The organism is Streptomyces lydicus, assembly GCF_000717345.1.
GTDB classification, from domain to species: domain Bacteria; phylum Actinomycetota; class Actinomycetes; order Streptomycetales; family Streptomycetaceae; genus Streptomyces; species Streptomyces lydicus.
Window position 1 is genome coordinate 24,837 of record NZ_JNZA01000040.1, and the last position, 22,850, is coordinate 47,686.

Consider the following 22,850-nt stretch of genomic DNA (forward strand, 5'->3'; position numbering starts at 1 on the left):
GCCGAGGGGGTGCGCGCCGAAGGCCGGCGGGGCGGTGTGTCCCGTGCCCGCCGGCTAACGGTCCAGTCGCTTTTCGAGGAGGGTGACGGCGTACGGGCTGCCGCCGTTGTCCTCGTCCGTCTTGCCGGGCTGCTCCCCGACGACCGTGTACCCGGCGCCCTCGTAGTACGTGCGCAGCCGCGGGTTGCTCGCGAGGCAATCCAGCCGCGCCCACTCCCGGTCCGCCTCGGCGATCCGTCGCTCGGCGTGCGCCAGTATCGCCCGCCCGGTGCCCGCCGGCGCCCGCCCCCGGTCCACCATCAGCCGGTGCACATACCCCGCCACCGGCGGTTGCGGCCCCCAGGCCGGCTCATCGCTCCACCACAGCTCGCAGGCCCCCGCCGTCCGCCCGCCCGCCTCGGCCAGCCACACCTCCCCCTCCTTCATCCGCAACCGGAAGTGCTCCTCGCTCTTCCCGCCGGGCCGCCATTGCGCGATACCCGACGCCTGCATCCAGCGCGCCGCGGCGTCGTACAACTCCACCAGCACCGCCACGTCGGGACCGTCCTCGGCGAGCCGGAAAGTGATCGTGTTCATGCCCGGAATTGTGCCGTGGTGACAAATTTCCCGCACCACCCATCCCTGCGGCACCGGTGCTCCGAATACGGGGCGACATCTCGCCGAGGTGTCGCTTCGCACCCGGATGACCTGCGGCCCTCCCGTCACGAGGCCGCCGGAAAGGACCGCACGTGATACCCGAGCACACCAGCCGCCGCGCCGCACTCGCCGCTCTCCCGGCCGCCCTCGCCCTCACCGTGGCCCTCGCGTCCCCGGCCGCCGCCGACGGAAACGGCGCCTACCAGATCAACCTGGCGCCGCTGAACAACTCCGGTTCGAAGGGCGTCGCGATGCTCAGCCTGAAGGGCAACCAGCTGACGGTGAAGATCGAGTCCGAGGGGCACGTACCGGGGCAGCCCTCCGCCCAGCACCTGCACGGCTCCACGGACGGGCACGACTTCCACTGCCCGGACGCCAGCGCCGACACCAACGGTGACGGGGTCATCGACAACACCGAAGCCACCGTCCACTACGGCAACATCAACATCTCCCTGACCACCAGCGGCTCCACCGACGCCAAGAGCGGTCTCGCGGTGGACCGGATGCCGGTGGCGGACGCACAGGGCAAGGTCTCCTACGAGCGCACCCTGACCGTCTCCCAGGCCGTCGTCGACCACATCAAGGACCTGCACATCGTGCAGCACGGCATCGACCGCAACGGCAACAACAAGTACGACTTCGACGGCGCCGGCAAGAGCGAACTCGACCCCACCCTCCCCCAGGAGGCCACCGCCCCGACCAACTGCGGCGAGGTCCAGGGCGCCGCGGTCGGGTCCATCCCGGTCGGCGGGGTCGAGACCGGGACGGGGCCGGTGGACGGTGCCGCCGGGAGCACGGGAGTGCCGGGCGCGGCGCTCGCCGCCGGCGGTCTCGCCGCGGCCGCGACCGGCGCGCTGGTCGTCCTGCGCCGCCGCCGGGAGCGGCCCGCCGCCGGACGCGGCGGGAACAGCGGGGCCGCCGCGTGAGCGCCCGCGGCACCGGCCGCGTCACCACCCGCCGCCGGGCCCGCCGGGCCACCGGCTGGGTGTGCGTCGCCGCGGCGGCCGTGCTCCTCGCCGGGTGCGGGGAACAGGCCCCGGCGGCGCCGCAGTCGCTCCCCGGCGGGCAGCAGGGCCAGGGCGGTCACCCGGCCCACGACGAGGCGTCCGCAGCGGACGGCTCCGGCGGTGCGGCCGCCGCGAGCATGCCGGCGTCCGTCCCGATGCGGCTCACCATCCCCTCGCTGCACGTGTCCTCCACGCTGGAGACGCTGGGCCAGCACAAGGACGGCAGCATGGAGACCCCGCGCGACCCGGCCAAGGCGGGCTGGTACGGGCCGGGGCCGACACCGGGGGCCAAGGGCCCGGCCGTCATCGCGGGCCACGTCACCTGGAACGGCACCCCGTCGGTGTTCCGCCGGCTGTCGTCGATGAAGCGCGGGGACACCGTCGAGGTCGCCCGGCAGGACGGCCGGACCGCGAAGTTCACCGTCGACCGCATCGCCACGTACCCGAAGAACAAGTTCCCCACGCTGGAGGTGTACAAGAACCTCGACCACGCCGGGCTGCGCCTGATCACCTGCGGCGGGGACTACGACCAGGGCAAGCACTACTACCCCGACAACGTGGTGGTGTTCGCCAGCCTCACGGGCGGTGCCTAGCCCGTCGCCGCGAGACAGCGGCGGGGGCGGCTCAGGCCGGCTGCGGCAGCGTCAGCAGCCGGCCCACCAGGTCCGCGAACATCCCGTCCGCCGGCTCGTCGGCCAGCATCCGCCGGACCACCGCGGCCATCTCGTCGTCGTACGCGGCGCTCACCGCCGCCAGCGCCGCGAAGTCGTGCACGAGCTGGCGCTCCAGCTCCCCTCGGGGAATGCGGCGCCCGTCCAGCCACAGCAGCGCGGTGGTCTCGGCCAGGGAGATCCACGAGCGCACCACCATCTCCAGCCGCGGCGCGGGCGCGGGGACGCCGAGGTGGGCGACGATCTGCTCGTACGCGGCCTGGCGGACACCGTCGATCATCGCGCCGGTCCGCGTCGAGCCGATGGCCGGGCCGCCGCGCATCAGCGCGAAGAAGCCGGGGCCGTGCTCGTCGACGAAGTCGAAGAACCGTTCCATCACCCGCAACAGCCGGGCGCCGAGCGGGCCTTCGTGCGGCTCGACGAACCGGGCGGTCAGCTCCTCGGCGGCCCGCCGCAGCGCGGCCTCGTAGAGCTGCTGCTTGCCCGGGAAGTAGTGGTAGACCAACGGCCGCGAGATACCGGCCGCCTCGGCGATCTCGTCGATCGACACGTCCTCGGGGGAGCGGTGGCTGAACAGGTCGAGGGCGACCGCGATCAGCTGATCGCGTCGTTCCTCGACGCCCATCCTGCGGCGCGCCCCGGTCGTCATGCGGCCACCATAACCACCCGGGGCGCGGCGCGGAATCACAGGTCCAGCACGAGCCCGGTGCCGCCCCGCGCCCGGGAGACGCAGATCAGCAGGGAGTCGGCGCGCTCGGCGTCGGTCAGCAGCTCGTCGCGGTGCTCCACCTCGCCGGCCAGCACCCGCTGCTGGCAGGTGCCGCAGAACCCCCGCTCACAGGAGTACGGCAGATCCGGCAGCGCCTGCTCGCGGATCGCCCGCAGCACGCTGGTGTCCGCGGCCACCTCGACCGTCCGGCCGGTGCGGCGCAACTCCACCTCGAACGGCACGTCCTCACCGGCGGCCGCGGGGGCGGCCGGCGCGAAGCGCTCGGTGTGCAGCGTCAGGCCCTCGGGCCCCTCCGGCAGCAGGGCCGCCACCGCGTCCATCAGCGGTTCCGGGCCGCAGCAGTACACCGCCGCGTGCGGCGGCGCCCCGGCGAGCAGTGCGGCCAGGTCAGGACGGCCGTCCTCGTCCTCGGCGACCACCGTCACCCGGTCCGCGCCGGCCCCCGCCAGCTTCTCGATCTCCGCCAGGAACGGCATCGAGGCCCGCGAACGCCCCCCGTACAGCAGCCGCCACGGCACCCCCTCCCGCTCGGCCTGCCGCACCATCGGCAGGATCGGGGTGATGCCGATGCCGCCCGCGACGAAGACGTACGCAGGGCTGTCGCGGAGCGGGAAGCGGTTGCGCGGCCCGCGGACCTCCACCTCGGTGCCCTCGTGCAGCTGCTCGTGCACCTCCCGCGAACCGCCCCGGCCGTCCTCGATCAGCCGGGCGGCGACGGTGTACGCTCCGGGCGTCGCGGGGTCACCGCACAGCGAGTACTGGCGCACGGTCCCCGACGGCAGCACCAGGTCGAGGTGCGCGCCGGGCTCCCACCCCGGCAGCCCCGCCCCCTCCAGGCGCAGCCGCACCACGCCCTCGGCCTCCTCCGTGCGCTCCACGACCGTCAGCCGCCGGGTTCCCGTGCCGCCCGCGCCGCGCCGGCCCCGGCCGGAGACGGGTTCGGCCAGCGCCGGCATCGGCCACAGCGGCGACGCCTGCACCCGGCGGCGCAGCGCCCTCCGGACGACCAGCGCCGCCGCGCCGACCACCAGCACGGTGCGAATCCGGGGCATCTCAGGCTCCTCCGGTCGTACGGGCCTCGGCCGCGGTCGCGGCGGGGGATCCGGCGAGGTAGGCAGCGGCCTGCGCGGTGCTGCCGTGCCGCGAGGGGTGGTACGCCTGGCTCAGGTACTGCGGGATGGAGCGTGCCATGGCCCCCGCGGTGGGCAGCACGCCCTCCCGTCCGCCGCGCAGGAACTCCCGGAACCGCGCCCGGCCGTCGAGCAGCGTGGGGTCGTGCTCCATGAAGAAGCGGACGCCGCGCTGCCACAGGAACACCAGCGCGCTGAACGCGGTGGCCCAGGTCCGCACCCGTCGCCGGTAGCCGCCGTCGAGGTGCACGAACAGGTCGAAGGCGACCGAGCGGTGCTCGACCTCCTCGGCGCCGTGCCAGCGCAGCAGGTCGAGCATCGTCGGATCGGCGCCCCGGGCGTCCAGCGCCTCGGCGTTGAGCACCCAGTCGCCCAGGAACGCGGTGTAGTGCTCGATCGCGGCGATCAGCGCCACCCGCTCCAGCAGCCACCACTCCCGCGCCCGGCCCGGCGGCAGGGTGCGGTCGCCGAGCAGCTTCTCGAAGAACCAGTCCACCTGCGCGGTGTACGGCGTCGGGTCGAGGCCCTGCGCCGCCAGGTGCGGCAGCACGTCGTCGTGCGCCTGCGAGTGCATCGCCTCCTGCCCGATGAACCCGAGGACGTCCGCGCGCAGTTGCGGATCGCGGATGGCGGGCAGCACCTGCTTGTAGACGTGCACGAACCAGCGCTCGCCGGCCGGCAGCAGCAGGTGCAGCACATTGATCGTGTGGGTGCTGGCGGGGTCGCCGGGAATCCAGTGCAGCGGGGTGTCCGCCCAGTCGAAGGCGACGTTGCGGGCCTTCAGCGGGGTGTGCTCGGACGCGGCCGGCTGGGGCCGCAACGAGGCCGTATTAGACATGGCGTCAATGTACTGGCGGGTAAGGAATGCCGGTACCCCTCGGGCGCCGAAAGTTGCCGCCGCCGGCCCGCCGCCGGACCCGCCGTCAGGGGCCTGGCCGCACGACACCCCTGACGGCGCCCCGCTATCGCAGCGCCTCGACCGTCCGGCCGTTCGCCAGCCGCCCCGCCAGCTCCGCGCGGTCGCCCGCCTTCGCCGGGAGCGACAGCAGCCGGCCGGGCGCCTGCCCCCGCACCCCGCCCGTCGCGGTGATCGACGTGACCTGCTCGCTGCCCGCCGCCAGCAGCCACCACGAGCCGGCCGGCGACTTCCACAACACGCCGGCCAGCGCCTTCGGCGACCGCGGCCCGCAGGCCGTACCGCCGTCGGCGCGGGCCACCACCGACCCGGTCGCGTACGGCTGCCCGCTCGGCGCCGGCGCCTGGATCTGCGCCGTCGTCCGGCTGCCCGCACCGCGCCAGGTCTCCGCGCGGGTACACAGCCACGCCGCGCTGCCCGCCGCCCCCGGCAGCGGCTGCTCGGCGAACTTCCAGGAGTTCACCGTCCGCACGCCCTGCCCGCGGACCGTCGCGAGCTGGCAGGCGGTACGCGCCCAGGCCGTCCTGGCCTGCCGGGAGCGCACCTCACCCGGCCTGCGCGGGGAGCCGTACGTCAGCCGGGCCGGGGTCAGCTCACCCAGATCCGTCAGGAGGCGGCCGCCCATGCGCAGCGCCGGCCAGCCGGTGCAGGTGTCGGCGGCCTGCGGCATGGGCACCGGCCCGGTCAGCCCGCTCGCGTCGATCGGCACCGGCTGCCCCGCGGCGTCCGGCTTCAACAGGTCGACCTGGCGCGCCGACGTCACCCAGGGCGCGGCCAGATAGCGGACGTTGCCCTGCGTACGGCCCGCCACCAGGGCGCTCGCCGAGTCCGCCGCCGCACCGTCGGTCCGGGCGAAGTCCAGCGCCGCGCCCGTCCCGTCGGCCTGGCCCTCGCCGTCCGCCGCCTCCGCGTAGCGCACCACCCGCAGGCCGTCATGGAAGATCACCACGACCGCGTGGTCCACCACGCCCGCGAACAGCAGCTGGGCCGGCCCGGCGGCCGGGCCGGCCGGGGTGCCGGGCGTCGCCGAGACCTGGACACCGGCGCCCGGCCTGGCCCACACGGCCAGCGCGCGGCGCAGCAGCGCCCGGTCGTGGACCCGGTCGCCGCGGGCCGGCCAGGCGGCGAAGTCCTGCCGGGCGGTGGTCTTCCAGGCGGTCGCCGAGGTCACCGTCAATTTGCCCGGATCCAGGGCCGCTTCGGCCGCCGGGTTCCGGGCGTAGGGCGGGGCGGCGGCGCCGTCCGGGCCCCAGCCGTCGCCCGGCAGCCCCAGCAGCGCCCCGCACACCAGCACCGCGACGCCCGCCGCCAGCACCGCCCGGCCGTGCTGCCGCCGCCGGATCAGATCCGTCGGCCGGGCCTGCAGCGCGCACGGGTCGAACTCCGGCGACTCCAGCAGCGAACGGTCCCGGCTGCCGGCCGGCGTCTCGGCCTGCTCCGCCTCCTCCAGCGCCTCCCGGGGGTGCGCCACCCCCGCGGCCTCCAGCACCCGCCGGGCCTCCGGCGCGCTCAGCCGCTCCAGATCGCGTAGCACGAACGCCGCCCTGGCCGGTGCGGTCAGCGCCGACAGCGCCTGGTCCAGGGCGAGTTCATCGGCGCCACCGGCGCGCGGGAACAGCCGCAGCCCCCACACCTGCGGCAGCAGCGGCGGCGGGGCGGGCAGCCGGCGGGCGCGGCCGGCGGCGAGCGCGGCGCGCAGGACCCGCAGCCGTACGAAGGCGTAGCCCGGGTCGATGACCGCCTCGGCGCCGGCCCGCTGCGAGGGCAGGCCGAGCCCGTGGGCGGCGGCGCGCTGGCGCGGCAGGGTGCGCTGCACCACGCCGTGTGCGGCCAGCACCCGGCGGCTGCGGCTCCGCCCGGCCGGCAGGACGAGGTAGGCCAGCCGGACCAGCCGGGGGTAGTGCTCGACCAGCGCCGCCTCGGCCTGCTCGACGTCGATGACATCACCGAAGTCGTCGAGGCCGCCGGGGGAGGGGCGGTCCGGACGCGTGGAGGTCGCCTGCTGCTGTTTCACGTTCGGTGAAACGAGTGAATCCTGTGATGGTCACCGGCCCTCACCCGCGTGCCCTGACGGGTGGCGGCACGGCGTCCGGACACGGCCGCGGCCACCGCGGTACGCCTGCCGCGGTGGCCGCACGACCAACTTCGGTGCCCCGTCTACTGCTTGAGGTCGAACTCGCCGTCCCGCGCGCCGAGCACGAAGGCGCGCCACTCCGCCTCGGTGTAGCGCAGTACCACATCGGGTTCGGTGGAGTTGCGCATCGCCACCGCGCCGCGCTCCAGGAAAGCGATCTCCACGGCCTCCTCGGTGTCGCCGGGGGCGCGCTGCCAGGTGGCGTCGGAGATGTCGAGGGCGTAGAGCCACTCCTTCTCAGCTGCGGCACTCATACCGTGATCCCCTCGCTCGTGGTCCGTTCCGGCCGTGGGCCGTGCCGGTCAGCGTACGCGGTGGTCAGGTGAGCTTCCAGCGGCCGAACTCGGCCGTACCGCGGTCCCCGGTACCCGAGTTGGCGGCCGACTGGTGCAGCCCGGCGTCCTGCCGGACGGCGGCTCCCGGGACGCTCACGGTGCCGACCTCCCGCCAGCTGTCACCGCCGTCGGTGGAGCAGGATCCCGTGTACGTGCCGCCGTTCGTGCCGTCCCGGCCGCGCGTCAGACGCAGCAGTACGGGCGCGGTGCCGCCGGTGATCCGCCGGTAGGTGTCCAGCGTGCCGTCGCCGTTGGCGTCGTACGACAGCACGATGCCGTTGGCGGGCGTCACCGAGAGGTTGACGAAGCCCAGGGGGTCCGGCGCGCCCCCGCCGGCGAGGCGGTTGCGGACGACGATGCCGGCCCGGGCCCAGGGGCCGGTGGCGTCCTGCCGGGTCACCTCGACCGTCACCGAGCCGCCGGCGGCCAGCGCGCCCGGCCGGTAGACCGCCCCGAACTCCGCGGTGGCCTTCCACAGGTCGGCGCCCGCGCCGTTGATCGCGAACCGGTCGTCCAGCTGCCCGAACACCGCCGCGTTCGTCGTCACCGTCGCCAGGCCCGGGGCCAGCGGCCCGGCCACGAAGAGCGTGCCGGACCGCGCGGCCCGCACCCGCGGCTCACCCTTCGGCCCGTAGTCCACGGTGAGGTCGTACGGCAGCGGGCGCAGCGGCGCGTCGAGGGGGCCGGGCGGCGCGGTGACCCGCCAACGGGCCTCGCCGGTGCCGCCGGGCGGGACGGACGGCAGGGACACCGGGCCGGCGGCGGTGGCGTCCACGCCGCGCAGCGCGAAGTCGACCCGGCCCGTCGCGCGCAGCCCGTTGACGTTGCGCAGCGCCGCGGCGACGGTGGCCCGGCCGCCCGGCGGCAGCCCGGCCGGGGACGCGGTGACCGTCACCGTGCCCTGGTAGGGAGCGGTGGCGAGGGCGTCGTGCACCCGCTGCGCCGTGCGGTGCGCCTCGGCGGTGGGCCGCAGCGGATAGTCGTTGCGCGCACGGGTCCAGGGCTCCTCCCTGGCGTACCAGTCGAAGGCCCCGGGCGGCCGGTCCGCCGCCAGCGCGTCCGCCAGCTCGTCCAGATACGCCCGCCACTGCGGGAGGTGGACGTCGCCGATCAGGCCGTGCCAGTCGCGGTTGGCGTAGTTGGCGAGCGCACCACCGTCGGCGGTGGGACGGTCGGCCCAGGTGGTGACCAGCGCCCGGGCGCTGTGCTCCAGCTGAGCCGCCTCCCCGGGCCCGGACGCCATGGCCCTGGCGTCGGCCAGCCACGGCCCGAGCAGGAACTGCCGGTGCGCGCCGGTGACCTCCTCGCTCAGCCGCATCAGCCGCAGCCACAGCGAGGACAGCGCACCGAAGGCGGCCCGGTCCTTGCGCCGGTAGGCGTCCTGCAGCTGCCCGATCAGCTGCCAGGAACGGTTCGCCAGCGCCTGCCGCGCGGCGTCGGTCAGATCGTGCCGGTAGGCGTCGCTGCCGCGCAGCGCCGGGCGGACGGCGAGCAGCGCGGCGAACGCGGTGTCGAAGGCCGCCGGGTCGAACGCCGGGGTGTGGGTGGCGTAGACGGTGCCCGACCGGGCGGCCAGGTCGGGCCGGGCGGCGAACACCGAGTCGTGCGGCCGGCCGTCCTTGCTGGCGATCTCGTACGCACTCGTGCGGAGCGCGGCGAACGCGTCCCGGGCCCGCCCGTCGCGGCCGCCGTACCGCAGCTCGGCGTACCCGTCGAACCACGCCACGCGGTCCACCGGGCGCTCCCGCCAGGCCAGTTCGCTGAACAGCTCGAAGGCCGCCGGGTCGCGTTCGGCGGCCTCCGGCATGTACGCGGTGCCGACGAGCCGGCTGCCCGGCTTGTCACGCCAGGCCGTGAAGCGCTCGGCCCAGATGTGCGTCTTCGCGCCGATCGTGGTGCGCCCGCCGAAGTTGGGGATCGACCCGAAGGCGTACGGCACCCCGCCCCAGTCCCGCTCCCGGTCGGTGACCGCGTCCAGGTCGCTGAGCCCGTCCACGATCAGCATCCGGTCGTGGTCGACGGCGTCCAGCAGATCGCGCCGCGGATTGTTCTGCCAGCCCAGGATCACCCAGGTGGCGCCCGGCCGGGCGGTGCGCAGCGCCCGTTCCACCGCCCGCGCGGCCGCCGGCACCGGAACGTCCCCCGGGTCGCCGCCCTCGTGCAGCAGATCCATCTTGAAGTGCTGTGCGGTGCCCAGGAGTTGCTCCTGATGGCGGTAGAAGGCGGCGGCGACCCGGCCGAACGCCTCCGTCCGCGGATCGAGCCAGTCCGGCCGCTTCAGCCCCGACCAGGTGCCCTGCGGAACGGTCCTGGCCCCGGGATTCCGGGCGGCGAACCCGTCCGGGACGGTACCGAAGTAGCCGGGCAGCACCGGCCGCATCCCCAGCGCCCGCAGCCGGTCACAGATCCTCCGCCCCAACTCGGCGCGCTTGCCGAGCAGTTCGGCGCTCACCGGCCCGCCGTAGCCGCTCATGTTCTGGAGCAGCCACCACGGCTGGTGCGAGGGCGCCGGGAGCCAGCCGCGGGCCTCGGCGTCGGAGTACCCGAAACCGGTCAGCAGCCGGTGGTAGACGGCCTCGGCACCCGGGGTGACCAGCACCTCGTTCACCCCGTGCAGCGCCAGCACGTCGATCAGCCGCTCCCAGCGCGGCCAGTTCGCGTACGGGGCGGTGTACCCGTCGTGGGTGTCGTTGAGGGCGAAGCGGTGCGGCAGCGCGGTGGCGCGCTCGACGGGCGAGTCCGGCGCGGGTAGCCGCGCCGGCAGCCGGAGCTGCTCCCCGGCCCAGGACAGATGCGCCCGGCAGGTGTATTTGAGGTACCAGTTGACGCCGGTCAGCAGCACCGCCGGGGTGGTGCCGGCCACGGTGATCCGCCCCTCCGCCCCCGAGACCCGGAAGCGGTCGGTACCGCCCTCCCCGGCCAGCGGCACCAGCGCGAACTGCTCGGCGTGCCCCGGGAGCAGCCGCTCCAGGGCCGCTCGCGCGGGCGCGGTGTCCCACGCCCCGCGCTCCGCCCGGCCCGCGGCGAACGCGTTCCCGCCGAACGCTGCTCCCGCGATCGCCCCGGCTGTGCCCAACAACGCCCGTCGCGACGGATGGCCCATGCGGGCCAGTATTGCGGCCTCCCACGTTGTTGTCTGCGGCGCCGTGGGTGTTTCTCGCCGTTGCGCCTGCGGCGGGCCGGGTGGTGGAAAAGGCCGGTGGGGGCGGGCGTCTTACTGACGCTAGCCCCCACCGGCCTTCAACTTTCTCCCCCGCGGGAGGGGCCGCGCCGCAGGACGAAGTCCGGAGGAGCGGCACCGCACCCAACAACAACCCAGCCCGCCGCAGGCGCAACGGAGAGACGACACACGGCGGGAAAGCCGACAACGTGCGGGGCGCCGCAAAGCGCAACGGCGAGCAACACCCACGGCGGGACAGACAAAAACGTGGGAAGCCCAGAATTCCGCCGAGGCTCATCCAATCGATCCCTCCGCTTCACGCGGTCGGCCGGGGCGCCCGGGAACAGTCTGGCGCGTAGAGAAGGGCCAGGTCAGCCCCCGGCAGTCCCTCCCCACTCCCCATGGAGCGCTCCCATGAGCATGGCAACGACCGCGTCCGCCACCGTCCCCGCTCCCACCGCCGCAGCCGACTCCGGCTACACCGCGCGGATCGCCGACACCGTCGAGCAGATCCGGGCCGCCCAGCGGCTGCGCCACCAGGTCTTCGCCGGTGAGATGGGCGCGACCCTGCACACCCCGCTGGCCGGCCACGACATCGACGCCGTCGACGCGCTCGCCGACCACCTCGTCGTCACCCGTACCGCGACCGGCGAGGTCGTCGGTACCTACCGGCTGCTGCCGCCCGGCCGCAGTCCCCGGCTCTACTCCGACGGCGAGTTCGACCTCGGCGCGCTGGCGCCGCTGCGGCCCTCGCTCATCGAGGCCGGCCGGTCGTGTGTCCACCCCGACCACCGCGGCGGCGCGGTGATGACGCAGATGTGGGCCGCGCTGGCCCGTTACACGCTGCTCTCCGGCCACCGCTATCTGGCCGGCTGCGCCTCCGTTCCGCTCGCCGACGGGGGCACCGCCGCCGCCCATGCCTGGGCACTGGGCCGCACCCGTTACGCCGCCCCGCCCGAGCTCAAGGTCACCCCGCACCGCCCCTGGCAGTGCACCGTCCCCGTGCCCGAGCGGCCCAGCGCCGCCCAGCTGCCGCCGCTGCTGCGCGGCTACCTGCGGATCGGCGCGGTCATCTGCGGCGCGCCCGCCCACGACCCCGAGTTCGACGTCGCCGACTTCTTCGTCGTCCTGGACATGGAACGGCTCGGCGACCGCTACCGGCGCTATTTCCTGGGGGAGCGGTGAACGGCCCCTGGGACGTCCGGTCCGACTGCACCCCGGGCTGCGCCGCGCACGCGCTGCCGCCGCTGCCGGCGGCCGGTGCCGTCCGGCGCTCCGCCGTCTTCGCGTACCGGGTGCGCCGCGCGCTCACGGACGGCGCGCGGCTGGCCGAACCGCCGCGGCTGCGGGACCGTGCGGGCGCGCTGCTCGACGCGTTGGGCATCCGCCTCGACGGTCCCGCGCCCGGGGCCGGTGCGCTCACCTGCCCGGCCGGCGGGCCCGGCACCCTGCTCGTCGTCAACCACATCTCCTGGCTCGACATCCCGGCCCTGCTCGCGGTGGAACCGGTCACCCTGCTCGCCAAGCGTGAGGTGGGTGGCTGGCCGGTCGTCGGCGGGCTGGCCCGCAGAGCCGGTACGCACTTCATCGACCGTACGAACCCGAGACAACTTCCTTGTATCGTCCGGGAGTTGGCCGAGCTTCTGGGGTCCGGGCGTTCGGTGGCGGTCTTCCCGCAGGCCACCACCTGGTGCACCGCCGACCGGGGCGCCTTCCGTCGGGCCACCTTCCAGGCCGCCCTCGACGCGGGCGCGCCGGTGCGGCCGGTGACCGTCGCGTACAGCCAGCAGGGCCTGCCGAGCACGGTGGCGGCCTTCTGCGGCGAGGACACCTTCCTCGCCTCGCTGCGCCGGGTGCTGGCCGCCCGCGCGCTGAGCGTGCGCGTCACCGCGCATCCGGCGCTGACCACCGCGGGGCGGGACCCGGGCCTGGACCGGCGGGAGCTGGCGGCGCGGGCGGCTCGGGCGGTGCTGGGCGGCCGGCCGGCGGGAGGCGTGCCGGCGGGGCCGGTGGCGGCACCCGTACGGGATGCCCCGGCCCATGTTTGACGAGCTGGACCAGCTCGCCGGCCCGCTGCAAGGACTGCTCGGCTCGCCCTGGTTGTGGCTCGTGGTGCTGCTGGTGTCCGGCCTCGACGCGCTGCTGCCGTTCATGCCGAGCGAGACCACCGTGCTGCTGGTCGCCGTGCTCATCGGCCCCGACCTGCCGCTGCTCGCCCTGCTGGCGGGCGTCGCCGCGGCCGGGGCACTGGCCGGCGACTGCCTGGGCTACGCCGTGGGCCGGTACGCGGGCCCGCGGGCGACCGCCCGGCTGCTGCGCGGTGAACGGGGCCGGGCCCGGCACCTCAGGGCCCGCGCCGCGGTCGAGCGGCACGCCGCGCTGCTCGTCATCGCCGGCCGCTTCGTGCCCGGTGGCCGGGTGGTCTCCGCCCTGTCCACCGGGAGCGTCCGTTTTCCGCTGCGCCGCTTCGTCCTGCTGGACGCGGTGGGCGCGGGGCTGTGGGCGCTGTGCAGCACGGCCCTCGGCGGCCTGGGCGGCGCGGCGCTCACCGACTCCCCGGCCGCGGGGATGCTGCTGGCCTCCGGCACGGGGCTGCTGGTGGCCTGCGGGGTGGGCTGGCTGTACCGGCGGGCGCCGGGCGCCCTCCCGCTCCGGGAGGAACGGGAGGGCGCCTGAGGGCGTCCGGTCTCAGGTGCTCGGCACGTACTTGTAGCCGACCCGGCGCACCGTCACGATCGACCCGCGGTGCTCCACGCCCAACTTGCGGCGCAGCCGGGCGACATGGACGTCGACGGTGCGGCCGTCGCCGACGTGCCCGTAGCCCCACACCGTGGTCACGAGCTGGTCGCGGGTGTGCACCCGGTGCGGATGCGCGACCAGATGGGCCAGCAGCTCGAACTCCAGGTACGTCAGGTCGAGCGGTCGGTCCTGGACCCGTGCGGTGCGCTGCTCGGGGTCGATCCGGACGATCGCGTCGCCGGTCGGTGCGGGCACCGCCGGCTCGGCGGCCGGCTGGACGGCGGCCTGCTCGGCCGGCACCAGCACGAGGTAGCCGACCATCGGCGGCTGGCCGGGCAGCGCGGGCAGGCTGTGCTGCGGCGCCGGGATCCATGTCGCGCCGGAGTCCAGCAGTTCGGCGACCGGTGGGGCCCCGTGGCGTGCGGCGCCGCCACCCGGCGCGGCGCCGGGGGAGTGCGGGGCCTCGTCGGGCGCCACGGCACGCAGCCGGTGACGGTGCGGGGGCGGGGTGGTGAGGGGGGAAACGGGAGCCGTCGCGGAACCGGCAGCGAGGGTACGGACGTTCGTCATCGGGAGTCAGCTCTTTCGCGCAGAAGGGGCGTCGGGGACGTCGTGCGCGCGGGCTGGGCTGGAGACGCCGGTCAGCGGCGTCGGAGAGGCATGTGCGGGCCCGCGCTCAGTGCGCGCGGCAACACAGACGGTCGAAAGCGTGCGCCTGCCGGGACGGCCAGAAAGGCTCGAGGTCGCTGCGACCTGTCGCGGTGTCGGTAAGGCTGGCCATGGCCACTATTGAACCAGACAGTCGGTGATCTGTCCCTCGTGCGGGTGGCGGTGTGACGCGATTCGGCCCTCCCATGCCCGGACGGGCGGCGGGACAAGGGCTGATCCGCCTCCGACTCGGCTTGCGCGCACCGGAGTTGAGGTGCGGGGCCGGCCGTCCAAGGGGTGGACGGTGGCCGGAATCGTGCGGTGGTCAGCCCGCTCCTGTCGCCGGCATCCCGCGGCCCATGGCCATCCCGAGCGCGAGCGCCGCCAGATGCCCGGCGTCGGTGAAGGTCCGTGCGCGGCGCAGCACCGGATACGTGCTCAGGGCCAGCAGCCCGGCGGTCGCGGTGGCCCGCGCGCCGCGGCGGGGCAGCGTCACGGCGAGGGCGCCGAGTGTGGCGTGGAGGCCGTAGCTGGCCCCGACATCGACGGCCCGGGCGGTGGCGTCCGGCGGGGCCGTGCGCACCCGGCCGCGCAGGCCCGCGTACACCAGCAGGCTGGCGCCGGTGTGGCCGGCCGCGAACACCCCGGCCGCGCGGGGCGCGCCCCAGCGTGCCTCGGCCGAGCCGAGCGCGGCGAGCAGCGCGGCGCCGTACGGCACCGTCAGCGGGCGCTCGACGAACGCCGCGCTGGTGAGGAGCGTCGCCCACCGGCCGGCCCGCAGATTGGCGACGTTGGTGGAGTGCGCGCGCAGCAGTTCCGTGCGGCGCCCGGCCGGCAGCCGCGCGGTGGCGTACGCGCCGAGCTGCACCGCGCCGACGTACAGCGGCGCGACCCAGGGCAGCCGGGGTTTCCTCGGGTGGCGGTGCGGGGGCATGCCGCCAGTGTGCCGGTCGGCACGGGCAACCGCCGCCGGTCCGGCCCGCGCAGGGCACGCGAAAGGGGCCGGACCCGCCGGTCCGGCCCCTCAGGCGTGCTGCTGCCCGCCTCAGATCTGCTCGCGCCGCGCCAGCTCCGTGCAGCAGGTGTCCACGATCAGCCGGGTGACCACGTACGGGTCGACGTTGGCGTTGGGCCGGCGGTCCTCGATGTAGCCCTTCTTCTCGACCTCGACCTGCCAGGGGATGCGCACCGAGGCACCGCGGTCGGAGGCGCCGTAGCTGTACGCGTCCCAGGGCGCGGTCTCGTGCGCGCCGGTCAGCCGGTCCTCGATGCCGGTGCCGTACTGGCGGACGTGCTCCAGCGGCTTGCCGTCCGCGCCCAGCGCCTCGCAGGCGGTGATGATCGCGTCGTAGCCCTCACGCATCGCGCGGGTGGAGAAGTTGGTGTGCGCGCCCGCGCCGTTCCAGTCGCCCTTGGCCGGCTTGGCGTCCAGCGACGCGGTGACGCCGTACTCCTCGGCCGTGCGGTGCAGCAGCCAGCGCGCCACCCACATGTGGTCGGAGACCTCCAGCGGCGGCAGCGCGCCCACCTGGAACTCCCACTGGCCGGGCATGACCTCGGCGTTGATGCCGGACAGGCCGAGGCCGGCGGCCAGGCACAGGTCGAGGTGCTTCTCGACGATCTCGCGGCCGAAGATCGCGTCCGCGCCCACGCCGCAGTAGTAGTCGGCCTGCGGTGCCGGGAAGCCGCCGCCCTCGGGGAAGCCGAGCGGGCGGTCGCCCTTGAGGAAGGTGTACTCCTGCTCGATGCCGAAGATCGGCTCCTGGCCGGCGAACTTCTCCTCCACCGGGCGCAGCAGCGCGCGGGTGTTGGAGGCGTGCGGCGTCAGGTCGGTGTTGAGCACCTCGCACAGCACCAGCAGGTGGTCGCCGCCGCGGATCGGGTCGGGGCAGCTGAAGACCGGTTCGAGGACGAGGTCCGAGGAGTGGCCTTCGGCCTGGTTGGTGCTGGACCCGTCGAAGCCCCACCGGGGGAGCTTGCTGCCGTCCGTCAGGATCTTGGTCTTGGAACGGAGCTTGGCGGTCGGCTGCGTGCCGTCGATCCAGATGTACTCGGCCTTGATGCTCACGGGGGTCCTCTTATACGGGTAGGTGCGGGTACGCGTGCGGGCGTACGTTCGCACTCTGGCAAGGGGCCATTTCCCGTCCGTTGCTCTTTTGTGAACCGCAGGTTACTCAGCCGGACATCCCGCCATTTCGAAGGTCAACAGTCCTGTTTACCCGGGATTGCCCCCTCGCGTGCGGGGCGGTATGCCCCGCTTCGCCCCTTGCTGTGTGGCGGACGACTCACCCGTGCAGCTTCAGCAGCCCCTCGAACCCCAGGTGCTCCACCCGCCGCATCAGCTCCCGGTGGCCGATTCCCATCGCCTCCGCCGCGTGCCCCACCTGCCAGTCGTGCGCGGCCAGCCGGTGCAGCACATGGCCGCGCCGGACCTGTTTGTCGGTCAGCCGGAACGTCTTGAGGTAGACCACCCTCCCCTTGCCGTCCGTGATCATCTCCCCGATGTGCTGCGGGCGGTGCAGCGCGAACGGCGGCAGGAAGCGCGACAGCCGGAACCGCCCCATCCGGTACACCTGCCGCACGTCGTAGGACGCGTCCAGCCAGGAGTCCGCCATCAGTCCGGCGTGCTGCGCCGCCCACTCCGCCGCCCGCCGCTCGGCGGCCGACCGCAGCTCCGCGAGCGAGCCGATGTACGCGTCGGGCAGCCGCACCGGGTCCTCGCGCACCGGCCCGCCGTAGAGGGCGTACTGGTACATCAGCTCCCCGTACAGGTCCTGCAGCAGGGAGGGGTGCAGCGCCCGGTAGTCGTCCGGATGCGGCACCACGAACGCGGCGGCCGGCGCGTCGGCGACGTACACCAGCACCCCGCACTGCCCCGGATGGATCTCGAAGACCCGCAGCGCGTCGTCGAGTCCGGGCACCGCCTCGCCCCGGTACGCCCGCTCCGCGCGCGGCGAGAGCCCCTCGCGCACCGCACGCCGGGTCCACTCCTCCCACACCGTCGACGGGCCGCCGAAGTGCAGCGCCAGATAGCCGTCGAGCGCGAGGTGGAGCGGCAGGAAGCGCAGCGTGCCCGAAGCGCCGCCGGACGGCCGTCCCTTGTCGCGCGCCCGCTGGGCCGGCTTGCGGGGGAAGTGCAGCGGTGCACAAACCACCGGGCCGCGCCCGTCGCCGAGCTGCGAGCCGTACGCGGCGGCGGGCGACCCGTCACCCGTCCAGTCCGCCACGAAGCCGTGGGGCACGTACGTGCTGCAGTACGTGCCCTTGCCGGACCGCACCGTCACCGGCCCGGCCGGCTCGTCCCGGTACACCTCGCGGTGCAGCCGCAGATCGGTCACCGGCTCCGCGCGCACCAGGGGGACCAGCCGGACCGCGCCCCACACCTGCCCCGGGCAGGCCCGCAGCCCGCTCAGATCCAGCCCGCTCATCCCGCGCCCCCCTCCCGGACCGTCGCCCCGTGCTCCCCGGACGCCCCGTGGTCGCCGCGCACGAACTGCCGCACCCGGTCGTCCAGATGGGCCCGCAGCTCCGCGAGCCCCGTCCGCCCCTCCGCGAACCGCGCCAGCTGCACCAGCGCCGGCAGGTCCTCCGCATCGCGCACCCCGGCCGTCGGCACCTCGGCGGACAGCCGGCGCACCGCGAAGTTCTCCGCGTCGTACACCGGGTTCAGATGCACCACCGAGGTGCGGCCCTCCCGGTCGAGCCGGGTCCGCCACACCCTGAGCACCTCACCGGCCAGGCCGGGCGGCGCGTTGTCCCAGCCGTCCGAGACGATCACCAGCCGCTCGGGCGCGTACTCCAGCGCGTCCAGCAGCCGCATGCCCAGCGGGGTCGGCCCGTACGGGTAGGCCAGCAGCGGATCCCGCCGCCCCGACGTCCAGAGCGGACGGTACGAGCCGGCCAGCTCCGCCAGCAGGAAGTGGCAGGCCAGCGCGGTCGCCAGCGGACGGCGCCGCTTCTGCCGGGAACCGGTGGTGGAGAAGCTGTCGTCCAGCACGGCCGCCACCCGGCCCCAGGTCCCGGCCCGCGCCCCCGCCGTACGCCGCGCCGCCGCCCGCAGCGCACCGGTCAGCTCCGCGCGCCGCGCCACCCGGTCGTCGAGCGGCAGCCCCAGCACGTACGCGGCGAGCCGGGTCAGCGGCAGGCGCGCCGGATCGAGGTCCACCTCGGCCCGTGTCGTACGCGCCGACTCCTGCACCCGCAGCCGCTCCAGCCGCGTCATCCGCGGGGCGATGCGCTCCAGGAAGGCCCGCCGGCCGATGCCGTGCGCCGCCGCGAAGCCCTCGGCGACGGTGAACGACAGCTCGTAGACCGCCTTCTGCTCGTAGTGCGCCCGGCGCCAGGCGTCCAGCAGCGGCGTGGTGAAGTGCTTGCGGCGGCCCGGCGCGAACAGGAAGTCGCCCAGCTCGCCGGCGCGCTGCGGCTCCCCGTCCAGCCGCAGATGGGCGTGGCGCGCCGCGCACTTGAGGCCGGCGCGGTACTTCACCGCGTCCAGCGCCGGGTCCGGCCGCGCCGCGCACCAGTCACGCATGATCGCGCGGGTCCGGCGGTTGTTGACCTTCGCCGCGCGCAGCGCGCGGAACAGGCGGTAGACCCGGGGTGCGGGCAGCCGCGCCAGCCGGGCCGCGATCAGCTGCCCCTCGGTGCGCCGCTCCTCGTCCGTCGCCTCGCCCGCGGTCTCCAGCAGCCGCCGCACGATCAGCGCCGCGTTGTGGTCGTTGATGTCCAGTGCGAGCGCGGCGGCGTACAGGGGGCGGTAGTTGACCCGTACGTACGCGTGCAGGAAGTCCAGCGAGAGCCGCTGCCCGTCCGCGTCGGAGTGGAATTCGCGCTGCCCGGTGGCGGTGATCGCGGCATGGACGAACAGCAGCACGTCCTCGGCCGCCACCAGATCCTGCCTCGTCACCCCGTCCTCCCCGTAGCCGCGGTGCCGGCCGGGGAATGGGGGCGCGAACAGCGAATCGTTGCTTTGCAGAGCAGGTCCGGAAGTCGCGCCGGAGTCCCGCGGCCGGCGGGGGAAACGTAACACCGGCCGGGCGGACGGGGCATACGGATTACCCGCCCGGCCCGCGGCGGGCGGCTGCCCCGCGCGCGGCGCGCCCCGCGAGACACTGACCGCATGACGACCATGCGCATCGGACTCCTCGGTACCGGCCCCTGGGCGCGCAGCGTCCACGCCCCCGCCCTCGCCGCCCACCCCGGTGTCGACCTCACCGGCGTCTGGGGGCGCAGGGCGGAGGCCGCGGCCGCGCTCGCCCAGGCCCACGACAGCCGCCCGTACGCGGACCCCGAGGAACTGTTCGCCGACTGCGACGCCGTCGCGCTCGCCCTCCCGCCGTCCGTCCAGGGCCCGTTGGCGGTCCGGGCCGCCGCGGCCGGCTGCCACCTCCTCCTGGACAAGCCGGTCGCCACCTCCGTGCCCGAGGCCCGCGCGGTCGCCGACGCCGCGGACCGCGCCGGCGTCGCCTCGGTGGTGTTCTTCACCGCCCGCTTCGGCAAGGAGGAGGGCGAGTGGATCGCCGCGCAGGCCGCCGCCGGCGGCTGGTTCACCGCACACGCCGACTGGCTCGCCCCGGTCTTCGTCGAGGGCACCAGCAGCCCGTACGCCCACTCGCCCTGGCGCCGGGAGAAGGGCGGCCTGTGGGACATCGGCCCGCACGCGCTGTCCGTCCTCCTCGCGGTGCTCGGCGACGCCGAGGCGGTGACCGCCACCCGCGGGCCGGCCGACACGGTGCTGCTGACGATGCGGCACAGCAGCGGCGCGGCCAGCTCGGCGACGGTCGGCCTGACCGCGCCGCCCGCCGCGGCCGGCGTCGAGGTCACCCTGCGCGGCACCGCCGGCGTCACCGCCCTGCCCCGCCGGCAGCAGGGCGCCGAGGCGGCCTACCACCGCGCGGTCGACGCCCTGCTCGCCGCGGCCGGCACCGGCCTGCCGAACGCCTGCGACGTCCACTTCGGCCTGCGGGTCACCGAAATCCTCGCCGCCGCGGAGGCGTCCCTGGACTCCCTCATGCCTCTCGGGTCATGAGCGTATGGCGGAATTGGTCATGGAGGCCATGAGCGGGGGGACGTAGCGTCGAGGTCGTCAACGGGCCGCCGGCCGGCCCGCCAACGCACCGAGGGAGCCCCCGCGCCATGACGTCCGCCACCGGATTCACCAGCTACGTCGACTCCGTCCTCGCCGTCCTCGCCCACGACCCGGACCGGACGGTGCTGACCGGCCCGGCCGCGCACCCCGGCGCCGGCGGCGCGACGGACCCCGGCGTCCGCCCCGAGGTCACCGCCGGCGCCTTACACGCCACCGTCCACCGCATGGCGGCGGTGCTCGCCGCGCACGGCATCGGCCGCGGCCGCACCGTCTCCCTCCTCAGCGGCAACCGCCACGAGGTGATCGCCGCCCGCTACGCCGCCAACCTCGTCGGCGCCCGCGTCGTGCTCCTCTACGACGGCATGGCCGCCGAGCCCCTGGCCCGGGTCACCGAGAGCGCCGACACCGCGCTGCTGCTCGTCGACCCCGAACTGCACGCCACCGCACGGGAGCTGCTCCGGCACACCCCCGGCCCGGCTCCCGAGGTGATGACCCTCGGCCCGTCGCCCGCGCCCGCCCTCGGCCCCGACCTGCTGGCCGAGTCGGCGGCCCTGCCGGCCACCCCCGTCGTGCCGAGCGCCGCCCGACCCGACGACGACTGGTGCATCCGGCACACCGGAGGAACGACCGGCATCCCCAAGGGAGTCCGGATGAGCCACGCCGCGTACGCCGCGATGCTCGCCCAGCAGCCGTTCGCCGACGCGGAGCCGCCCCGCTTCCTCGCCTGCACCTCGCTCGCCCACCTGGCGGGGGTGCTGACCGACCTGACGCTCGTGTCCGGCGGCTCCGTCGTCCTGCACCGGGCCTTCGACCCCGCCGCCGTGCTCGCCGCCGTCGCCCGCGACCGCGTCAGCCACCTCTGGCTGCTGCCCCCGCTCCTCTACCGCCTCCTGGATGACCCGTCCCTGCCCGGCACCGACCTCACCTCGCTGACCAGCATCACCTACGGCGGCTGCGTGGCCTCCCCGTCGCGGCTGACCGAGGCCGCCAAGGTCTTCGGCCCGGTGCTGTACGGCGTCTACGGCATGTCGGAGGCGATGTCGATCACCATCGCCCTCCCGGAGGACCACGTACCGACCGGCCCCGGCGGGCGGATCACCGTCGGTCGCCCGCTGCCCGGCGTCGAACTCGCCGTCCGCGACGCGGACGGGCGGGACCTGCCGCCGGGGGAGCAGGGCGAGGTCTGCGTGCGCTCCGCCGGCGTGATGACCGGCTACTGGAAGCAGCCCGAGCTGACCGCGCGGGTGCTGGCCGACGACGGCTGGCTGCGCACCGGCGACGCCGGATGCCTGGACGAGGAGGGCCGGCTCTACCTCGTCGACCGGGTCAAGGACCTGATCATCGTGGTCGGCGGCCACGTCCACCCGGCGGAGGTCGAGGACCTGCTGCACACCCACCCCGCGGTCGCCCACTGCGCGGTCTTCGGCGTCCGCCGGGCCGACGACAGCGAGGAGGTGCACGCCGCGGTGGTGCCCGCCCCGGGGCAGCGGGCCGACGCCGACGCGCTGCGCGCCTTCGTCACCGAGCACAAGGGTTCCCTCTACACCCCGGCCGCCGTGCACGTCGTCGACGAGATCCCGCTGACCCCCGCCGGCAAGCCCGACAAGAACCGGCTGCGGGCGGGTGCCGCGACGGCCTGAAACAGGTCCGCCCGCCGGGGCCGGGAAAGGGGGCCGGGAAGGGGCCGTCAGGGGGGCGCCCGGGGTGCGGCGGGAGGTCGGGCCAGGGGGCCTCAAATCCCCTCTGGCCAGGGGCTTTTGTCAGTGGTGGCCGGTAGAATGGGAACCAGTCAGTGAGGGTTTTCCCACGCTCCAGGAGGTCGCTGATGGCCGCTGCCACACTCATGACGAAGCCTCTCCCGGCCCACCCGCTGCCCAAGAGGCCGCTGCCCGCGGGCTGGCCGCGCGAGCGGTACGAATCCCACAACCGCCGCCTGAAGGCCATGCGGCTCGCCATAGCCCTGATGGACACCGGCGTCTACCGCCCCGAGCAGGCCCACAACCGCAAGATCCGGCACACCGCCGCCCAGATAGGCGTCCACGCCCCCTCCGACACGACCTGCCGACTCGTGCGCACGCTCCTCTACGACAACTGCTGACGGCCCGACGGCCGGCGCCGGGCGACCGGCGCCGGTCCCGCACGGCGCGCGCGGGCGGGGGGGCCGGGGGGCACTCCCCCCGGCCCCCCCCCCCCCCCCCCCCGTCCCCCGGCGCCCCCCCCCCCCCGGCCCCCGCGGCCCCGAAGTCGCGTCCCTCGATCTCCTCGTACTCCGCCAACTGCCGCCGGTGCAGGCCGAGATGGCGCCGCAGCTCCTCGTCGAGACCGGCCTGCCCCACCACCGCGGCCGCCCGCAGCCGCAGCAGCAGCGCGTCCCGGATGGGCTTGGGCTCCTGCTCGCCCGACGCCCAGCCGGTCAGCTCCGCGCGGCCCGCGGGCAGCACCTCGAACTCCTTCTTCTGCCCGCGGGCCGGCTGCTCGGACGGCAGTGCCCGGATGAACCCGGCCCGCTCCAGCTTCCCCAGCTCCCGGTAGATCTGCTGATGCGTCGCCGACCAGAAGTAGCCGATCGACCGGTCGAAACGGCGGGTCAGCTCCAGCCCCGACGACGGCTTTTCCAGCAGGGCGGTGAGGATCGCGTGCGGGAGTGACATGGAGG

The 22,850-nt window shown here is 75.3% G+C and carries 20 protein-coding genes and 1 pseudogene; 8 read left to right on the forward strand and 13 right to left on the reverse strand.

Annotation, left to right across the window (positions count from 1 at the left end; translation table 11 throughout):
* Positions 1 to 54: 54 nt before the first annotated feature.
* Positions 55 to 576 (reverse strand): GNAT family N-acetyltransferase, encoded by a 522-nt coding sequence (locus OO62_RS29925; RefSeq protein WP_033270774.1) that lies wholly within the window; start codon positions 574 to 576, stop codon positions 55 to 57.
* Between the two features lie 152 nt (positions 577 to 728).
* On the opposite strand from OO62_RS29925, the gene OO62_RS29930 reads away from it, so the two are divergent.
* Complete coding sequence (locus tag OO62_RS29930) at positions 729 to 1,562, forward strand: hypothetical protein (protein ID WP_033270775.1); 834 nt, start codon at positions 729 to 731, stop codon at positions 1,560 to 1,562.
* Positions 1,559 to 2,236 carry a class F sortase gene (locus OO62_RS29935; protein WP_051733728.1) on the forward strand — a complete coding sequence of 226 codons (678 nt, stop codon included), beginning with the start codon at positions 1,559 to 1,561 and terminating at the stop codon, positions 2,234 to 2,236. The genes OO62_RS29930 and OO62_RS29935 overlap by 4 nt, the downstream gene beginning before the upstream one ends.
* Positions 2,237 to 2,267: 31 nt before the next feature.
* On the opposite strand, the gene OO62_RS29940 is transcribed toward OO62_RS29935, so the two are convergent.
* The 6 genes from OO62_RS29940 to OO62_RS29965 form a co-directional block, all read right to left on the reverse strand.
* Complete coding sequence (locus OO62_RS29940) at positions 2,268 to 2,963, reverse strand: TetR/AcrR family transcriptional regulator (RefSeq protein ID WP_078617427.1); 696 nt, start codon at positions 2,961 to 2,963, stop codon at positions 2,268 to 2,270.
* Between the two features lie 35 nt (positions 2,964 to 2,998).
* On the reverse strand, positions 2,999 to 4,096 hold the full coding sequence (locus OO62_RS29945; RefSeq protein ID WP_033270777.1) for a PDR/VanB family oxidoreductase: 1,098 nt from the start codon (positions 4,094 to 4,096) through the stop codon (positions 2,999 to 3,001).
* A 1-nt stretch (position 4,097) separates the two neighbouring features.
* Positions 4,098 to 5,012, reverse strand: coding sequence for a metal-dependent hydrolase (locus OO62_RS29950; RefSeq protein ID WP_033270778.1), 915 nt, complete (start codon positions 5,010 to 5,012; stop codon positions 4,098 to 4,100).
* A 124-nt stretch (positions 5,013 to 5,136) separates the two neighbouring features.
* Positions 5,137 to 7,104, reverse strand: coding sequence for a hypothetical protein (locus OO62_RS29955; protein ID WP_033270779.1), 1,968 nt, complete (start codon positions 7,102 to 7,104; stop codon positions 5,137 to 5,139).
* A 143-nt stretch (positions 7,105 to 7,247) separates the two neighbouring features.
* Complete coding sequence (locus OO62_RS29960; RefSeq protein WP_033270780.1) at positions 7,248 to 7,478, reverse strand: DUF397 domain-containing protein; 231 nt, start codon at positions 7,476 to 7,478, stop codon at positions 7,248 to 7,250.
* A gap of 64 nt (positions 7,479 to 7,542) precedes the next feature.
* Complete coding sequence (locus tag OO62_RS29965; protein ID WP_033270781.1) at positions 7,543 to 10,662, reverse strand: alpha-N-acetylglucosaminidase; 3,120 nt, start codon at positions 10,660 to 10,662, stop codon at positions 7,543 to 7,545.
* A 471-nt stretch (positions 10,663 to 11,133) separates the two neighbouring features.
* Between OO62_RS29965 and OO62_RS29970 the strand changes: the two genes are divergently transcribed.
* Genes OO62_RS29970 through OO62_RS29980 form a run of 3 tightly spaced genes read left to right on the forward strand, consistent with a single transcriptional unit; the run spans position 11,134 to position 13,395 of the window.
* On the forward strand, positions 11,134 to 11,904 hold the full coding sequence (locus OO62_RS29970; RefSeq protein WP_033270782.1) for a GNAT family N-acetyltransferase: 771 nt from the start codon (positions 11,134 to 11,136) through the stop codon (positions 11,902 to 11,904).
* Positions 11,901 to 12,767 carry a lysophospholipid acyltransferase family protein gene (locus OO62_RS29975; RefSeq protein ID WP_063739071.1) on the forward strand — a complete coding sequence of 289 codons (867 nt, stop codon included), beginning with the start codon at positions 11,901 to 11,903 and terminating at the stop codon, positions 12,765 to 12,767. Before OO62_RS29970 ends, OO62_RS29975 begins: the two co-directional genes overlap by 4 nt.
* On the forward strand, positions 12,760 to 13,395 hold the full coding sequence (locus tag OO62_RS29980; RefSeq protein ID WP_078617428.1) for a DedA family protein: 636 nt from the start codon (positions 12,760 to 12,762) through the stop codon (positions 13,393 to 13,395). Before OO62_RS29975 ends, OO62_RS29980 begins: the two co-directional genes overlap by 8 nt.
* 12 nt (positions 13,396 to 13,407) lie before the next feature.
* On the opposite strand, the gene OO62_RS29985 is transcribed toward OO62_RS29980, so the two are convergent.
* From OO62_RS29985 to OO62_RS30005, 5 genes are all read right to left on the reverse strand, one after another.
* Entirely contained in the window at positions 13,408 to 14,028 is a 621-nt protein-coding gene (locus tag OO62_RS29985; RefSeq protein ID WP_033270783.1) for a winged helix-turn-helix domain-containing protein, read from the reverse strand.
* Positions 14,029 to 14,431: 403 nt separating this feature from the next.
* Positions 14,432 to 15,040 (reverse strand): rhomboid-like protein, encoded by a 609-nt coding sequence (locus OO62_RS29990; protein ID WP_206738492.1) that lies wholly within the window; start codon positions 15,038 to 15,040, stop codon positions 14,432 to 14,434.
* 111 nt (positions 15,041 to 15,151) lie between these two features.
* The gene (gene glnII / locus OO62_RS29995; protein WP_033270784.1) at positions 15,152 to 16,174 is read right to left on the reverse strand and encodes a glutamine synthetase; all 1,023 of its coding nucleotides are present in this window, start codon (positions 16,172 to 16,174) and stop codon (positions 15,152 to 15,154) included.
* A gap of 217 nt (positions 16,175 to 16,391) precedes the next feature.
* Positions 16,392 to 17,534 carry an ARPP-2 domain-containing protein gene (locus OO62_RS30000; RefSeq protein WP_033270785.1) on the reverse strand — a complete coding sequence of 381 codons (1,143 nt, stop codon included), beginning with the start codon at positions 17,532 to 17,534 and terminating at the stop codon, positions 16,392 to 16,394.
* Complete coding sequence (locus OO62_RS30005) at positions 17,531 to 19,012, reverse strand: hypothetical protein (RefSeq protein WP_033270786.1); 1,482 nt, start codon at positions 19,010 to 19,012, stop codon at positions 17,531 to 17,533. The genes OO62_RS30000 and OO62_RS30005 overlap by 4 nt, the downstream gene beginning before the upstream one ends.
* 213 nt (positions 19,013 to 19,225) lie before the next feature.
* Here OO62_RS30005 and OO62_RS30010 point away from each other — a divergent pair, with 213 nt between their 5' ends.
* From OO62_RS30010 to OO62_RS30020, 3 genes are all read left to right on the forward strand, one after another.
* Positions 19,226 to 20,134, forward strand: coding sequence for a Gfo/Idh/MocA family protein (locus OO62_RS30010; RefSeq protein ID WP_033270787.1), 909 nt, complete (start codon positions 19,226 to 19,228; stop codon positions 20,132 to 20,134).
* 107 nt (positions 20,135 to 20,241) lie between these two features.
* Entirely contained in the window at positions 20,242 to 21,834 is a 1,593-nt protein-coding gene (locus OO62_RS30015) for an AMP-binding protein (RefSeq protein ID WP_033270788.1), read from the forward strand.
* 185 nt (positions 21,835 to 22,019) lie between these two features.
* Positions 22,020 to 22,292 (forward strand): hypothetical protein, encoded by a 273-nt coding sequence (locus tag OO62_RS30020; RefSeq protein WP_033270789.1) that lies wholly within the window; start codon positions 22,020 to 22,022, stop codon positions 22,290 to 22,292.
* A 139-nt stretch (positions 22,293 to 22,431) separates the two neighbouring features.
* Here OO62_RS30020 and OO62_RS38395 read toward each other — a convergent pair.
* Positions 22,432 to 22,845 (reverse strand): annotated as a pseudogene (locus tag OO62_RS38395) (PadR family transcriptional regulator); the annotation flags it as partial.
* Positions 22,846 to 22,850: the final 5 nt, after the last annotated feature.

Coding starts and splice junctions, on each gene's coding strand:
- OO62_RS29960 (WP_033270780.1), bottom strand. CDS start 7,478: ATGAGTGCCGCAGCTGAGAAGGAGTGGCTCTACGCCCTCGACATCTCC.
- OO62_RS29950 (WP_033270778.1), bottom strand. CDS start 5,012: ATGTCTAATACGGCCTCGTTGCGGCCCCAGCCGGCCGCGTCCGAGCAC.
- OO62_RS29945 (WP_033270777.1), bottom strand. CDS start 4,096: ATGCCCCGGATTCGCACCGTGCTGGTGGTCGGCGCGGCGGCGCTGGTC.
- OO62_RS30020 (WP_033270789.1), top strand. CDS start 22,020: ATGGCCGCTGCCACACTCATGACGAAGCCTCTCCCGGCCCACCCGCTG.
- OO62_RS29985 (WP_033270783.1), bottom strand. CDS start 14,028: ATGACGAACGTCCGTACCCTCGCTGCCGGTTCCGCGACGGCTCCCGTT.
- OO62_RS30000 (WP_033270785.1), bottom strand. CDS start 17,534: ATGAGCGGGCTGGATCTGAGCGGGCTGCGGGCCTGCCCGGGGCAGGTG.
- OO62_RS29970 (WP_033270782.1), top strand. CDS start 11,134: ATGAGCATGGCAACGACCGCGTCCGCCACCGTCCCCGCTCCCACCGCC.
- OO62_RS29940 (WP_078617427.1), bottom strand. CDS start 2,963: ATGACGACCGGGGCGCGCCGCAGGATGGGCGTCGAGGAACGACGCGAT.
- OO62_RS29925 (WP_033270774.1), bottom strand. CDS start 576: ATGAACACGATCACTTTCCGGCTCGCCGAGGACGGTCCCGACGTGGCG.
- OO62_RS29980 (WP_078617428.1), top strand. CDS start 12,760: ATGTTTGACGAGCTGGACCAGCTCGCCGGCCCGCTGCAAGGACTGCTC.
- OO62_RS29965 (WP_033270781.1), bottom strand. CDS start 10,662: ATGGGCCATCCGTCGCGACGGGCGTTGTTGGGCACAGCCGGGGCGATC.
- OO62_RS30010 (WP_033270787.1), top strand. CDS start 19,226: ATGACGACCATGCGCATCGGACTCCTCGGTACCGGCCCCTGGGCGCGC.
- OO62_RS30015 (WP_033270788.1), top strand. CDS start 20,242: ATGACGTCCGCCACCGGATTCACCAGCTACGTCGACTCCGTCCTCGCC.
- OO62_RS29990 (WP_206738492.1), bottom strand. CDS start 15,040: ATGCCCCCGCACCGCCACCCGAGGAAACCCCGGCTGCCCTGGGTCGCG.